The organism is Pandoraea eparura (assembly GCF_902459725.1).
Taxonomy (GTDB): domain Bacteria; phylum Pseudomonadota; class Gammaproteobacteria; order Burkholderiales; family Burkholderiaceae; genus Pandoraea; species Pandoraea eparura.
Window position 1 is genome coordinate 68198 of sequence record NZ_CABPSH010000016.1, and the last position, 14638, is coordinate 82835.

General features: G+C 64.0%; 12 protein-coding genes and 1 tRNA gene. 10 read left to right on the top strand and 3 right to left on the bottom strand.

Annotation, left to right across the window (positions count from 1 at the left end; genetic code table 11):
• Positions 1-34: 34 nt before the first annotated feature.
• Positions 35-943, bottom strand: a complete 909-nt coding sequence (locus PEP31012_RS21850; protein ID WP_150591367.1) for a LysR family transcriptional regulator — start codon at positions 941-943, stop codon at positions 35-37.
• Between the two features lie 144 nt (positions 944-1087).
• Between PEP31012_RS21850 and PEP31012_RS21855 the strand changes: the two genes are divergently transcribed.
• From PEP31012_RS21855 to PEP31012_RS21900, 10 genes are all read left to right on the top strand, one after another.
• Entirely contained in the window at positions 1088-2038 is a 951-nt protein-coding gene (locus PEP31012_RS21855; RefSeq protein ID WP_150591368.1) for a hydroxymethylglutaryl-CoA lyase, read from the top strand.
• An 11-nt stretch (positions 2039-2049) separates the two neighbouring features.
• Positions 2050-3201, top strand: a complete 1152-nt coding sequence (locus PEP31012_RS21860; protein WP_150591391.1) for a CaiB/BaiF CoA transferase family protein — start codon at positions 2050-2052, stop codon at positions 3199-3201.
• A 101-nt stretch (positions 3202-3302) separates the two neighbouring features.
• Positions 3303-4742: an MFS transporter gene (locus tag PEP31012_RS21865; RefSeq protein WP_150591369.1), complete on the top strand. Its 1440-nt coding sequence runs from the start codon at positions 3303-3305 to the stop codon at positions 4740-4742.
• 123 nt (positions 4743-4865) lie between these two features.
• Positions 4866-7265 carry a plasma-membrane proton-efflux P-type ATPase gene (locus PEP31012_RS21870; RefSeq protein WP_246171423.1) on the top strand — a complete coding sequence of 800 codons (2400 nt, stop codon included), beginning with the start codon at positions 4866-4868 and terminating at the stop codon, positions 7263-7265.
• 177 nt (positions 7266-7442) lie between these two features.
• Positions 7443-7853, top strand: coding sequence for a DUF4148 domain-containing protein (locus PEP31012_RS21875; RefSeq protein ID WP_150591370.1), 411 nt, complete (start codon positions 7443-7445; stop codon positions 7851-7853).
• Positions 7854-8018: 165 nt separating this feature from the next.
• The gene (locus PEP31012_RS21880; protein ID WP_150591371.1) at positions 8019-8579 is read left to right on the top strand and encodes a cytochrome b; all 561 of its coding nucleotides are present in this window, start codon (positions 8019-8021) and stop codon (positions 8577-8579) included.
• A gap of 270 nt (positions 8580-8849) precedes the next feature.
• The gene (locus PEP31012_RS21885; RefSeq protein ID WP_343039916.1) at positions 8850-9341 is read left to right on the top strand and encodes an undecaprenyl-diphosphatase; all 492 of its coding nucleotides are present in this window, start codon (positions 8850-8852) and stop codon (positions 9339-9341) included.
• 127 nt (positions 9342-9468) lie between these two features.
• Entirely contained in the window at positions 9469-10227 is a 759-nt protein-coding gene (locus PEP31012_RS21890) for a COG4705 family protein (protein WP_150591372.1), read from the top strand.
• Positions 10228-10250: 23 nt separating this feature from the next.
• Positions 10251-10916, top strand: a complete 666-nt coding sequence (locus tag PEP31012_RS21895) for a response regulator transcription factor (protein ID WP_150591373.1) — start codon at positions 10251-10253, stop codon at positions 10914-10916.
• Positions 10892-12277 (top strand): ATP-binding protein, encoded by a 1386-nt coding sequence (locus tag PEP31012_RS21900; RefSeq protein ID WP_174978357.1) that lies wholly within the window; start codon positions 10892-10894, stop codon positions 12275-12277. Before PEP31012_RS21895 ends, PEP31012_RS21900 begins: the two co-directional genes overlap by 25 nt.
• 48 nt (positions 12278-12325) lie before the next feature.
• On the opposite strand, the gene PEP31012_RS21905 is transcribed toward PEP31012_RS21900, so the two are convergent.
• Positions 12326-12410 (bottom strand) — tRNA-Leu (locus PEP31012_RS21905).
• A 56-nt stretch (positions 12411-12466) separates the two neighbouring features.
• On the bottom strand, positions 12467-14353 hold the full coding sequence (locus PEP31012_RS21910; protein WP_150591375.1) for a methyl-accepting chemotaxis protein: 1887 nt from the start codon (positions 14351-14353) through the stop codon (positions 12467-12469).
• Positions 14354-14638: the final 285 nt, after the last annotated feature.

The window sequence follows — 14638 nt, forward strand, 5'->3', positions numbered from 1 at the left end:
ACCGCGCGACGACCCGTGAAATACCGACACGTCGTCACGATGGCGCGCGAGCCCGTTCCACCAGGTGTTCCACCATTCTCTGCGCCGCGGGCGGTAACGTTTCAAAGTCGCGATAACAGATGATGAAGCGTCGGCGGGCCCAACTGTCGGTCAGCGGGATCGTCTTGATCTTCATGCTGGCTTGGTAAATCTCGCCGACTTCAGCGGGAATCACGCTGATGCCCAGGTTCGCGGCAACGACCCGCAAGGCTGCATCGAAGCTCGACACCACCGCGCGATAGGTCACGGTCCGCCCGACATTCGCGGCGGCTCGCTGCAAAAGCGTGTGCACCGCCGTCGCCGGGGGCATGCCCACGTGGTCATAGTCCAACGATTGGTGAAACGACAGCGCGCGACGCCCGGCCAACGGGTGCGCCGGATGCACCGCCAAGGCCAGCGAATCCTCGCGGTACGGCACCGCCTGCAAGCCGTCCAGTGCGACATTATCCCAGCAGACGCCGACCGACGCCGAGCCCTCGCGAATGCGACGGACCAGATCGACCGACAGCCGCTCCTCGACATCGACCCGGATGTCGGCATGGGCCGGGATCGACATGAAGTCGGAGATATCGTCCAACAGCGATTCCGCGATGGCCGACGCAGACGCACATAGGCTCACCCGCCCCTTCAAGCCCCCCCCGAACGACGCCGCGTCCGACGCAATTCGCTCCATTGTGAACAACACGCTGCGCGCATTTTCCAGCACGGCCAGCCCGGCGGCCGTGGGCTGTACACCGCGCCGCGTGCGGGTCAAAAGCGTCACGCCGAGATCCGACTCCATCTGCGCAATTCGCTTGCTGATCGCCGACGGCTCGATATGCGCCTCGCTCGCCGCCCGCCCGATGTTGTTGTGGTCGCACACGGCCACAAACAAGCGCAGGGTCTTCAAATCGATGTCGCGCACAACGCCTCCTCGGTCCGCCTGATTCTGACATTCCTGAATGGAACGCCAGAGCTGCCTTTTCTTCTCTTTATTTCCATTCAGGAATGACTAAAGTTAGCACAAAAGCCGGAGGCTCAGACCGGCACCGATAACTTAGGAGATGCCATGTCCCTGTATCCGTCGCGCGTCGTGCTGCGCGAGGTTGGCATGCGCGACGGGCTGCAAAGCCTGTCCAGCGTGTTGCCCACCGAACGCAAGATCGAGTGGATCGATGCCGCCTACGCCGCCGGTCTGCGCGAAATCGAGGTCGGCTCGTTCGTGCCCCCCGAGCGGCTGCCCCAACTCGCCGACACGCCCGCACTGGTGGCGCACGCGCGCACCCTTCCCGGCTTGTCCGTCAGCGCGCTGGTGCCCAACCTGAAGGGCGCCGAACGCGCATTGGCCTGCGGCGTCGATCGCCTGCTCGTCCCTCTCTCGGCGAGCCACGCACACAGCCTCGCCAACCTGCGCAAGACACCCGATGACGTCATCGCGGAGGTCGGGCGCATTCGTGCCGCACGCGACGCCGCCGGCGTCAAAACGAAGATTGAAGGCGGCGTGGGCACAGCGTTCGGCTGCACGCTGCAGGGCGTCGTGCCGGAAGCCGAGGTGATGCGTTGCCTCGCCGCGTTGCTCGACGTCGGCGCCGACGACGTCAGCCTGGCGGACACGGTGGGTTATGCCGGCCCCGGCGCGGTGAGCCGTCTGTTCACGCAGGCGCGCGCGCTGGCCGGTGAGCGCCTGTGGTGCGGTCACTTCCATGACACGCGCGGATTGGCGCTGGCCAATGTGATCGCGGCACTCGGCACCGGTGTCGATCGCTTCGATACGTCCCTTGGCGGCATCGGTGGGTGTCCGCACGCACCGGGCGCAAGCGGCAACGCGGCCACCGAAGACCTGGCCTTCATGCTGGACGACATGCAAATCGTGACGGGGCTCGATATCGACGCGCTCCTCGCCCTCCGGGCACGCCTGACCACATGGCTGCCCGGCGAAACGTTCCACGGTGCGCTTGCGCGCGCCGGACGCCCCCTACTGACCGGCGCGTCGTGGACGACGCTGCCCAGCGCTGCCTGAGGATTGACATGATGTCTCAAGAAAATCGCTTGCCGCTCGAAGGCGTGCGCGTCGTTGAGTTCACCCATATGGTGATGGGCCCGACCTGCGGGATGATTCTCGCGGACCTCGGTGCCGAGGTCATCAAGGTCGAGCCGCCCGGCGGCGACAAAACGCGCAAGCTGCCAGGGTTGGGCATCGGCTTCTTCCGCGCCTTCAATCGCAACAAGAAAAGCGTTGTCATCGATATCAATACCGATGCGGGCCGCGAGACGGCGGCCGACCTCATCGGCGAGTGCGACATCGTGATCGAGAACTTCCGTCCCGGACTGATGGCGTCGTGCGGGCTCGATTACACGACACTGTCGCGCCAACATCCTGGCCTCATCTACGTGTCGCACAAGGGCTTCCTGCCCGGGCCGTATGAGAAGCGTCTGGCGCTGGACGAAGTGGTGCAGATGATGGGCGGACTCTCGTACATGACGGGCCCGGTGGGCCGCCCGCTTCGCGCCGGCACATCGGTCAACGACATCATGGGCGGCATGTTCGGCGCGATCGGCGTGCTGGCCGCTCTGCGCGAGCGCGACGCGACGGGCCGCGGTCAGGAAGTGCAAAGCGCCTTGTTCGAGAACTGCGTTTTCCTCAGCTCGCAGCACATGCAGCAGTACTCGATGACGGGCGAAGCGCCTCCGCCGATGCCCGCCCGCGTGTCCGCCTGGAGCGTCTACGACGTGTTCACGCTCGCCAACGACGAGCAGCTTTTCATCGGCGCGGTCAGCGACAAACAGTTCCTCAAGCTCTGCGATGTGATCGGGTGTCCTGAGTTGGCCACCGAACCGCAATTCGCCACGAACGCCGATCGAGTCGCCGTGCGACCGCATCTGCTCGAACGACTCGGCGCCGTGCTTCGTCATCACGACATGCAAGTGTTGATGCCTCAACTTGAAGCGGCGGGCATTCCGTTCGCCCCGATCGTGCGTCCTGAACAGTTGCTCGACGACCCGCATCTTCGGGCCAGCGGCGGCATTGCGCCGATGCAGACCGACGACGGCACCGTCACCGATGTCGTGCTTCTGCCGATCATGTTGGGCGGGCGTCGTCCCGGGGTTAGACAGGCGCTGGCAAAAGTCGGCGAACACACACAGCAAATCCTTGGGCGTCTGACTCGCAAGGTCGCCGCCTGACGCAAGCGCACTGCGGGCCACGGAGGCCTGCAATACGCGCTCATACGATGTCGCGGCGCCATAACAAAACTCATGCCGCGACCGACTCTCTGGAGACAAGCATGACCACTGGCCTGACCGCGGGCGCACCGCCCGCTGCTTCGAATCACGTACCTGCCGACATTCACCCGGCCGCCGAAGTCGCGGCCCGAATGGACCGGTTGCCCGTCACCGGCTATCTCTGGAAGCTCGTTCTGCTGATTTCGCTGGGCGGCTTCTTCGAAATCTACGATCTGATTTTCACCGGGTACATTGCGCCCGGCATGGCGAAGAGCGGACTGCTCAGCGCCACCACGCATTCGCTGTTCGGATTTCACGGGATTGCCGGTTTCATCGCCGCGACATTCGCTGGCTTGTTCGTTGGCACGTTCTGCTTCGGTGGGTTGCCGGACCGCTTCGGCCGCCGTGCCGTGTTCACGTATTCACTGCTGTGGTACTCGGTTTGTTCGGCCATCATGGCGCTGTCGAACTCGCCGGAGTCGCTGATCATCTGGCGCTTCATCGCCGGGATCGGCGTCGGCGTGGAAATCGTCACGATCGACAGTTATGTGACCGAACTGATGCCGCAACACATGCGCGGACGGGCGATGGCGTTCAATCAGATGGTCATGTTCGCCGCGGCGCCGGTGGCTGCACTGCTGTCTTACTGGTTGGTGCCGACCACCCTGTTCGGGCTAGACGGATGGCGTTGGGTGGTGCTCGCCGGATCGGTGGGCGCCGTGCTGGTCTGGTTGGTGCGACGCGCCGTGCCGGAAAGCCCACGTTGGCTCGCCATGAATGGCCGCGTCGACCAGGCCGACACGATTGTCTCGCGTATGGAGCAAGCCGTGATGCGCGAAACCGGTTCGCCGTTGCCGGCGCCGGCTGAGGTGGTTCAACTGCCTCCGCAACGCCGGGCGACGTTCGCGGAGCTGCTTCAACCGCCGTACCGCTCGCGCCTGTTGATGCTCATTGCGTTCAACTTCTGTCAGGCCATCGGGTACTACGGATTCGCCAACTGGGTGCCGACGCTGTTGATCGGGCAAGGCATTACGGTCACGAAGAGCCTGCTGTATTCGTTCATCATCGCATTCGCATTGCCGCTTGGACCGGCGTTGACAATCCTCTTTGCCGACAAGATCGAGCGCAAGTGGCTCATCGTCGGCTCGGCGGCCGCCGTCGTGGTATTCGGTCTCACGTTCGCGCGCTTGACCAACGTGCCGGGGCTGATCGTGTGCGGCATCGTGATCAGCCTGTTCGGCCAGATCATCTCGGTTTGCTATCACGCCTATCAGGCTGAACTTTTCCCGACCGCGATTCGGTGCCGCGCCAACGGGATCGTGTATTCGGCCAGTCGGGCGGGCGCCATGCTCTCCGGCTTTCTCATCGCGGCATTGCTGCGCGACTTCGGTGTGCCCGGCGTCTTCACCGGCATTACGGTCTGCATGCTGGTCGTCATGATCTCCATCGGGGCGTTCGGACCGAAGACAAACGGCATACGTCTGGAAGCGCTGTCACACTGACATCGACGTTCCACCGTTGATGGTCTGGCAATCAGGCGTACGATTCCCATTGCGTCCGGGTCGCCCGACCGGGACCGGGCCGGCCCATCGCGCACGCGATGGGCTACCGAGGGGACAACGTCCATGCGTACGCCTTCCCAGGTCATCTCATCTGCCGTGCATTCCGAAGCGGGCGGCGCGCTGGCACCCCCGCCCACCGATCATGCCACCGGGCTGACCGCCCATGAGGCGCAGGATCGCCTGCAACGATTCGGCGCCAACGTCATCGAAGATTTGCAGCGCCCGGCCTGGCGTCAGCTGGCAAGCAAGTTCTGGGGGCCGGTGCCTTGGATGCTGGAAGCCGTTGTCGTGCTTCAAGTGGCGCTCGGCAGGCCTCAGGAGGCCCTCGTCATCCTGTTTCTGCTGGCCTTCAACGCCGCGGTCGCGTTTGTCCAGGAACGTCGCGCCAAGGACGCGCTGGCGCTGCTGCGTCGCCAACTGCAAGTCAGCGCACGTGTGATGCGCGACGCGCAATGGATGCGGCTGTCGGCCACGCAACTCGTGCCGGGAGATGTCGTCCACGTTCGCGCCGGCGACATCGTGCCTGCCGACCTGATGTTGTTCGACGGTGCCGTGTCGCTCGATCAATCGGCGCTCACGGGCGAGTCGCTGGCCGTTGGTGCCGGTGCCGGGCAGCCGGCCTACACCGGGTCGATCGTGCGTCAGGGGGAAGGCAGCGGGGAGGTCACCGCTACCGGGGCGAGCACCTACTTCGGGCGAACCGCAGAACTGGTGCGCACCTCGAATGCACCGAGTCACATGCAGCGCACCATTTTCGCGATCGTCAAACGCCTCGTCGCGTTCGATGCCGTGCTCGTGGTCCTGGTGATTGCCTACGCGGTGACACATGGACTTCCCATGACGGAGACGGCGATCTTCGCGCTGCTGCTACTCGTGGCGTCCGTGCCGGTCGCGTTGCCGGCCACCTATACGCTGGCCACTGCGATGGCGAGCGCCGCGCTGGCCCGGCAAGGCGTGCTGGTCACGCGATTGCCGGCAGTCGAAGAGGCGGCGGCGATGGACACGTTGCTCTCCGACAAGACTGGCACGTTGACAAAAAACGAGCTGTCGGTGGCAAGCGTCACCGCCTTCGACGGCGTCGATGACGCGGCGGTGCTGCGCGCCGCCGCGCTGGCGAGCGACGATGCCTCGCAGGATCCCCTCGACCTTGCCATTCTCGCGGCCTATCGTGGCCAGCCCGGCGCACAAGCGCTCCCTGTGAGAAACGCCTTTCTCCCCTTCGATCCCGCGACGCGCTTCAGTGAGGGGGTCTACGTCGTCGACGGCATCGAATGGTATGCGATCAAGGGGGCGGTCAGTGCCGTGCTTGCGCAGTGCGCCGCGCCGCCGGCGCAACCGGACGCCGTTGCCAATGCTGCGCAGTTGCTGGAGGGCGCCGGCGCACGCGTGCTGGCGGTTGCGCAAGGCGGCGAGGGAGCGGTCCGCCTGGTTGGCCTCGTGGCGCTGTCGGATCCTCCCAGAGACGACGCTCAGGATCTTATCGTCAAGTTGGGCAACCTTGGCGTACGGGTGTGCATGGCCACGGGCGACGCACTGGAAACGGCGAAGGCCATCGGGCAACGGCTCGGCCTTGGGGCGCGCGTATGCACTGCGCACGCTGACGATCTGCGTCACCCCGAGCAATGCGACATCTTTGCGCGCGTCTTGCCTGAAGAGAAGCACGCGATTGTCGCCGCGCTGCAAACGGCCGGACATGTGACCGGCATGACCGGGGATGGCGTGAACGATGCGCCCGCGTTGCGTCAGGCGGAACTCGGCATCGCCGTGGCCAGCGCGACAGACGTGGCCAAGGCGGCGGCGGGCGTCGTGCTGACCGATCCGGGACTCGAGGGCGTGTTGTCGGTGGTCGCGGCGGGGCGCGAGGTGCATCGCCGCATGCTGACGTACATCCTCAACAAGGTCGTCAAGACGCTGGAAATCGTTGTGTTCCTGACGCTTGGGCTGTGGTTCACGCACGGCTTCGTGATCTCGTCGCCGTTGATCGTGTTGCTGCTGTTTGCGAACGATTTTGTCACGATGAGTATTGCCGCCGACCGGACGTTGCCCGCGAGTCACCCGCAGCGCTGGCAGGTAGGACAACTCATCGGTGCGGCAGCCGTTCTGGCGGCCGTGTCCCTCGTGTTCTCGCTGTCGCTGTATGCGACGATGCGCAGCCGGTTCGGCGTCGATCCTGCGCAGATGCAGACGCTGGTATTTCTCTTGTTGGTCTTCACGACGCAGGCCAACGTCTATGTACTGCGCACCGACGGGCGGATAGGGTCGCTGGCACCCAGCCGCATTCTCGTGATGGCGAGCGTGAGCGCCGTGACGATCGTCTGCGGCATGGCCGTGAGCGGAACGTTGATGGCTGCCGTCCCGATATCGATCATCGGTGTGCTGCTGGGTGCCGTGATCGTGTTCGCATGCGTTCTCGATGCGATCAAAGGCGTGGTGTTCAGGCACAGCCGCCTCATCGCGCGATAGCGAAATCGTCGTCTCGTTCGCAGCGCGACATTCACGCGAGTGTGACGAACTACCGAGTAGCGCCCCGTGATCGCGCTAAGGGTTCGCTAAGGCAGCGCGCCTACGATCAAGGTGAAGGTTGTGCGATGGCTGAGTCATCGCTCCTTCACCCCTATCGTCACCCTTAGGAGTTCGATCATGAAGACCTCATATGTTGCCGCGCTCGTTGCCGTGGCGGGATTGCTTGGTGCGGTACAAATCAACGCGCAAGCGGCGCAAAGCCAATCCGTGATGTCCAGCGGTGCTCCGTCCTCGTCACTCACACGAGCACAGGTGTATGCGCAACTCGTAAGCGCGGAAAAGCATGGACTGATGCAGCAAGGCGACACCGTCTATCCTGAGACCGCGATGCTCCATCGTCCTCAAATGCACGTCACGCGGCTTGCCGTCGAGCAAAGCCTGAGCCGGGCCGAGCGACACGGCTTGCTCACGCAGTCGCGTAACGCCTATCCCGTGGTTCACCTGACGGCCCGCACACACACGGCGTGGACACCGAAGATGCAGGTCGCGAGTGAGACGTCGATCGAGCGTCAGTATGCGAATCCGTAATCGCCATGCGCCATCAGACCGTTCGACATTGACGATTCGGTCGCGAAATTCGCACTTGCTAAGTCTTCGCTAAGTGTCGCGCCCCAGAATTCTGATCCATGGGGCACGGCGCTTGGCGATCGTGTCAGCCGGATTACGTTTTCAATCAGTGGCGAAGAGGCTCCGATGAAACAAACCATTACCCGTTACGATGCGGCATCCCGTTATCTGCACTGGCTGACTGCAGCCCTGTTGGCTGTGCAGTTCGTTGTCGCCTTGACGATGCCCGATATCACGCGCAACACGCCCGCGATCGGGCTTGTGGCGTGGCATCTCTCGCTGGGCGTCACGATTCTGGGACTCACCGCCATTCGACTGGTGTGGTCGCGCTGTCGCAGCACGCCGGCGAAAGGCAAGCAGTCGATCTTGCACATGTTCGCCGCCATTGCGCACAAGGGCTTGTATGCGCTGTTGGTGATCGTGCCCGTCCTGGGCTGGATCAACGCTTCGGCGCGGGGCTACGGACTGAAGTTGCTGGGCGTGGTGCCTTTGCCCGCGTTGTCGACGCAGGGATCGTCTTTCGGCCACTCGATGGGCGACGTGCACTCGTTCCTTGCCTATGTGTTGCTTGGCGCGATCGGGATGCATATCTGTGCCGCGCTTTACCATCACTGGGTGCTGCGTGACGGCACCTTGCACAAGATGCTCCCCGTGCAGAACCAGCCGGAACCCAGCACGACCCGCTAACGGCCTGTCTGTCGCGCGACGCTGTCTGATCGCCGTCGCGCGATACGAATTTCCGCGGCAAACACATTCGCCCGCCCACCGTTCCCGGTGGCTGCGGGCGAATTCGTTTGTCGACACAAGCGGGCCTTCATGCGCCGCCACCATCACCGCCCCGAAACCGCGCAGATAACGACGGATGCTAATGCGTGGCTAAGAGTGGAGGCATAGGCTTCGGTTTGTGATATTTCCCGCGCCATTTTCGTAGCACGCTCATTTCAAGGAGGACGCCGCATGGAGCGCCTGAACGACACGTTGTTTCTCATGCTCAATGCGTCGACATTACCCACGCCCCCGGTATTCGGGATGGCGGTTTTCTTCGCGCAGTATTTGATTCTGACGGTGCCCGTGGCGATGGGGCTGTTGTGGCTGCGCGCCGACGAGGCGCAGCGCCGGTCGCTGATTGCCGCCGCCATCGCCGGTGCCATCGGGCTTGCTGTCAATCAGGCGATCGGCTGGGTGTGGCAACATCCGCGCCCGTTCGTCGTAGGCATCGGACACACGTATCTGGCACACGCGGCCGACAGTTCATTTCCCAGTGATCACCTCACGCTGATCTGGTCGGTCGCCTTCGCGCTCCTGTTGGACAACCGAACCCGAACGGCGGGCGTTGCCGCCGCCCTGTTCGGCCTGCCTGTGGCGTGGGCACGCATTTCCTCGGCGTGCACTATCCGATGGATATGGCGGGCTCAATCGTCGTCGCGGGCATTTCCGCTTGGGGGGTGACGCAACCTATGTGCTGGTTGCTTGCTCCCGTTTGCCGCGTGGCCCTGCTCATTCACCGAAAGCTGTTCGCGCGCTGGATCGATTTGGGATGGGTCAAGGCATGACATTTCGAAGGACAATTCCGACCATGAACGAAAACGTACAGAAAACGCTAAGCAAGGTTCCCGAGGTCACTCTCCTCTTCTGGGTGATCAAGATCGCCGCCACGACCTTGGGCGAAACCGGGGGCGATGCCGTCTCCATGTCGATGAACCTCGGCTACCTTGTCGGTACCGCGATCTTTGCGGTGGTGTTCGCCATTGCCGTCTCGGCGCAAATTCGCGCCAAGGCATTTTCGCCCGCGCTGTATTGGGTGACGATCATTGCCACGACGACGGTCGGTACCACGCTCGCGGACTTCGCCGACCGGTCGCTGGGCATCGGCTATGCCGGGGGCTCCTCGATCCTGCTCGCCTTGTTGCTCGGCTCGCTCTGGCTCTGGTACCGCACGATGGGCTCCGTGTCCGTGCATTCGATCCACTCGCCCAAGGCAGAAGCGTTTTATTGGGTTACGATCATGTTTTCGCAGACGCTGGGCACCGCGTTGGGTGACTGGACGGCGGATACGGCGGGGCTTGGCTATACGGGCGCGGCCGTGGTGTTCGGAGCGCTCCTGCTGGTGCTCGTCGGTGCGTATTTGTGGACCCGGACGTCGCGCACGTTCCTGTTCTGGGCAGCGTTTATTCTGACGCGTCCGCTGGGTGCCGTTGTCGGCGATTTCCTGGACAAACCGGTCAGTGCAGGCGGGCTTGCCCTGAGCCGGTATTCGGCGTCGTTTGCCTTGCTGGCCTTTATCCTGACGAGTCTGCTGGTGTTCCGGCAGCGCGCCGCAGCGAAAGCGCATTGACCCGTCGCTAGAGAGGAGCTGACATGCGCATCCTGCTCGTCGAAGACGATCCGATGATCGGCAGTGTCGTTCGCGATTCCCTCAAGGATGCGACCTTCGCGGTGGATTGGGTCACTGACGGACAAGCGGCGCTGGCGGCCGCCGACTGCCAGCACTACGACCTGGTACTGCTGGATCTGGGCCTTCCGGGCAAAGACGGTCATGCCGTGTTGCAAAGCCTGAGATCGCGAGGGCATCAGATTCCCATCATCATTGTCACGGCGCGTGATGCGCTGCCGGAGCGATTGAAGGGCCTCGACGCCGGCGCTGACGATTACGTGCTGAAACCCTTCGAGATGGCGGAATTGCTTGCCCGCATCCGTGCCGTCATGCGGCGTCAGGCGGGACAGGCGCAGCCGGTCATGTCGAATGGCATCGTCTCGCTCGATCCGGGAACACGGGAAGCCCGTACCTCGGACGTTGCAGCGGTGCAATTATCGAATCGCGAGTTTGCCTTGCTGGAGGCATTGCTGACGCGGCCCGGCGCCATCCTGTCCAGAAGCGACCTGGAAGATCGGATTTACGGGTGGGGAGAAGAGGTCGAGAGCAATGCCATCGAATTTCTCATTCACTCGCTTCGCAAAAAGCTCGGTACGAGCGTCATCAAAAACGTGAGGGGCGCGGGATGGATGGTCTTAAAAGGCGATTGAGCGACTCCATTCGCCTGCGCCTGAGCCTGTGGCTTTCGGTGGCGATTCTCGTCTTTGCCGTAATCGCCGGGGCCATTTCGTTTGCCGCGGCGTTCGACGAGGCGCATGAGCTGCAGGACGATGTGCTGCGCCAGGTCGCTGCCCTCGTCGACAACAACCATCTGCAGACCAGCGAGTTTCGCAATATTCAGGCCCCTCAGGCGCCGCAGGCGAGCGGCGAGGAGGCGCGCGTGGTCGTTCAACGGCTCGGCGTGGCAACGCGCCCGGGCGCGGGCGACGGCGACGACAAGCTGCCGCTGTCGCTGCCGGTGACGATGCCCGACGGTCTGACGACCGTCACCGTGGGCAAGGAGCCGTATCGGGTGCTGGTCAAGACACTGCAATCCGGCTCACGTATCGCGGTGGCGCAAGAGACCGACGTGCGCGACCAGATCGCCCGGACCAGCGCGATCCGGACCATCATGCCGCTCGTGGCGTTCGTCCCCGTCTTGCTGCTGGTGGTTGGTTGGCTGGTGCGCAGGATATTCCGACCGGTGGCGAGTCTGTCGAGCGAGATTGACCAGCGTCAGTACAGCGAGCTGCATCCGGTGTCGACCGAGCACCTGCCGAGCGAGATTCGTCCGTTCCTACGGGCCATCAACAACCTGTTGTCGCGTGTGGCCACGTCGGTCGACGCTCAGCACCGCTTCGTGGCCGACGCCGCGCATGAACTCCGTACTCCGTTGACGGCGCTTTCCCTGCAGGCAGAGCGGCTGGCCGAAGCTGACATGTCCGCGACAGCCAGAGAGCGGCTGGTGGAGTTGCGCCAGGGAATCGAGCGCGGTCGGCACATGCTCGAGCATCTGCTGACACTGTCCAGCGTGCAGGCGACGCAGAGCGACGCGCATGCCACCACCGATTCCGTCCTGCGGGTATTCCGCCAAACGCTGGAAACGCTCTACCCGCTGGCGGAAGCCAAGGGTATCGACCTCGGCATCGAGGCGACTGAGGATGCGTCGTTACCGATCGGCGAGGCGGACTTGAGCATGCTGATCAAGAACCTGGTCGACAACGCGATTCGCTATACGCCGGCCGGTGGACGTGTGGACATGATGCTCTCGTCGGGCAAGGGGCAGACGCGTTTGTGCGTCAAGGACACCGGTCCGGGAATCGCACCGAAGGAGCGCGACCGCGTTTTCGACGCTTTTTACCGCGGACTGGGAACGAGCGAAGTGGGCTCGGGCCTTGGCCTGTCGATCGTCAAGGCCATTGCGGAGAAGGCCGGCGCCGATGTGCAACTCGCCTACGCGGATGAGCGCGCACGAACCGGCCTGAGCGTGACGGTCATCGTGCCTAGCGGATCGACGGTGCGATCGCTCTGAAAAACGCAAAAGGCAGACGAACTTGCGCGCGTCTGCCTTTCGAATTTCTGGTGCCCAGGGCGGGACTCGAACCCGCACGCCTCTCGGCGCTACCCCCTCAAGATAGTGCGTCTACCAATTCCGCCACCTGGGCAGGGGAGCGCGATTGTAACGGGAAAATCGCGTTTTGTGAATGGCCGGTGTGATCCCTCAGGCCGCGCGACGCTTCGACGACCCCACCACCGACAGCGACGGCGCGTGCGATGCATGAAGACCGTGCAGCGCCGCGTGCTGCCCATCGCGCAGACGGAAGCGCGCCACGGTCTCGGCCAGCATGCGGGCCTGCTCGCTCAGCATGGCCGACGCGGCCGCCGATTCCTCCACCAGCGCGGCGTTCTGCTGGGTGGCCTGATCCATCTCCGAGACCGAGCGGTCGATCTGGCTGATGCCCGTGCTCTGCTCCGTCATGGCGCCATTGATCTCGCTCACCAGACGCTGCACGCGCGTAATCCCGTCGACGATTTCGTTCATTGTCGTGCCCGCCGCCTGCACACGCTCCGTGCCGCTCTTGACGTTCTGCACCGACGTCTCGATCAGCGCCTTGATTTCCTGCGCGGCCGCAGCACTGCGCTGGGCGAGCGTGCGAACCTCGCCCGCCACCACCGCGAAGCCGCGGCCCTGCTCGCCGGCGCGCGCCGCTTCCACCGCCGCATTGAGCGCCAGGATGTTGGTCTGGAACGCGATGCCGTCGATCACGCTGATGATTTCCGTGATGCGCTCGGAGGACTGCGTGATGGCCGCCATCGTGCCGACGGCATCGGTGACGACCTGACCGCCACGGGCGGCGGCGGCGCTCGCCTCGTTGGCAAGACGCGTGGCGTGCTCGGCGGTCTCGGCCGTCTGCTTGACGCTGGACGTCATCTCCGTGAGCGCCGACGACGTCTCCTGCAACGACCCCGCCGAGGCTTCCGTACGCTGCGACAGATCGCGGTTACCCATCTCGATCTCGCTGGTGGCCGACGTCATCGACGACACGCCCGAGCGCACGTCGAGCATCACCGAGCTGATCTTGTCGACGAACGCGTTGAACGACGTGGAGATCTGCGCCACCTCGTCCTGCCCGATGACGTCGAGTCGCTGCGTCATGTCGCCGTCGCCGGAGCCGATAGTGTCCATGGCATCGCGCACGATCGACAAGCGCTGGAACGCGCGCGACGTGAAGATCGAGGCAATGGCCAGCGCAATCAACGTCAGCACGACCAGCGTGATGCCGGTTGCGTCCAGCACATGCGTCAGGCCGGCCGTGGCTTCCGCGCGGTCGAGCGCCACCACCAGGTACCAGTCCGTGCCGGGAATGCGCTTGGCCTTGAGCAGCTTGGGCGCGCCGGAGAGTTCCATCGAGACCGGTGCGGCGCCGTCGGCGGCCATGCCCGGCAGCGCGTCGGCCGTGAGCTCGGGCGCCACGTCCGTTGACGGCTTGAGCGAGAACTTGCTATCCGGGTGAGCAATCACCTGACCGTCGCTCGCCACCACGAGCGCGAGACTCGACGGCGTGGGGTGCACGGCCTTGATGATGTCCTGCACGCCGGTGAGCGCCACGGCACCGCTGACGACGCCGGTGGTCTGGCCGTCACGCAGGATCGGCGCGGTGAAGGCGACGTACGGAATGCCCGTCGACGAATCGCCGTAAGGCTTGGTGACCGTGAGCTTGCCTGCCGCCAGGGCGCTCTTGTACCAGGGGCGCGCCGTCGGATCGTAGTCCGGGGGCGTCGGGGCGGTGGAGAAGAACGTCTTGTCCGACCAGCCGATGCTCGTGATCGGGAAGTCGTTGGTCTTGCCCATGAGCTTCACGAGTCCGGCCGGATCCCCTTTCTCGACGACCTGCGACGTTGCCAAGACCGCCTGCGCCTTGTCGGCCGACCAGCGCTCGATGGTGCCCGCATTCCCGTTGGCCACGGCCGACAGCGTGTCGGCGATGCTCGACATCATGCTGTCACGCACGATGACGTAAGTCGTGATGCCAGAGAGAATCAGTGCGCCCACTACCGTGAGGCAGGTAATGAGCAGAATCCGGGTTCGCAACGAAGTGACTTTCATGAGCTTTCATCGGTAGGCCCGTGTGCGGGCCGTTGAATGGGGGGGGCGACGGGCAAGGCGGTGCTACCTGCGCCGTCGCATTGATACATTGCGGCATGACTCTCTGCCCTTACGGCTGGAGGAGGCCGAAACTTTAATGCGCGCAGGTCAATGGAGGCATATCGCCGTTCAATGGCGGATCCGTGCGACGAACGGCACACCCGTCTTGCGTCATCGACGCCTTGGGCGGATGAACAGACGAATGGACGAACACATGAGCGCGCCTTGTGGCGCTCGGGAAAACGA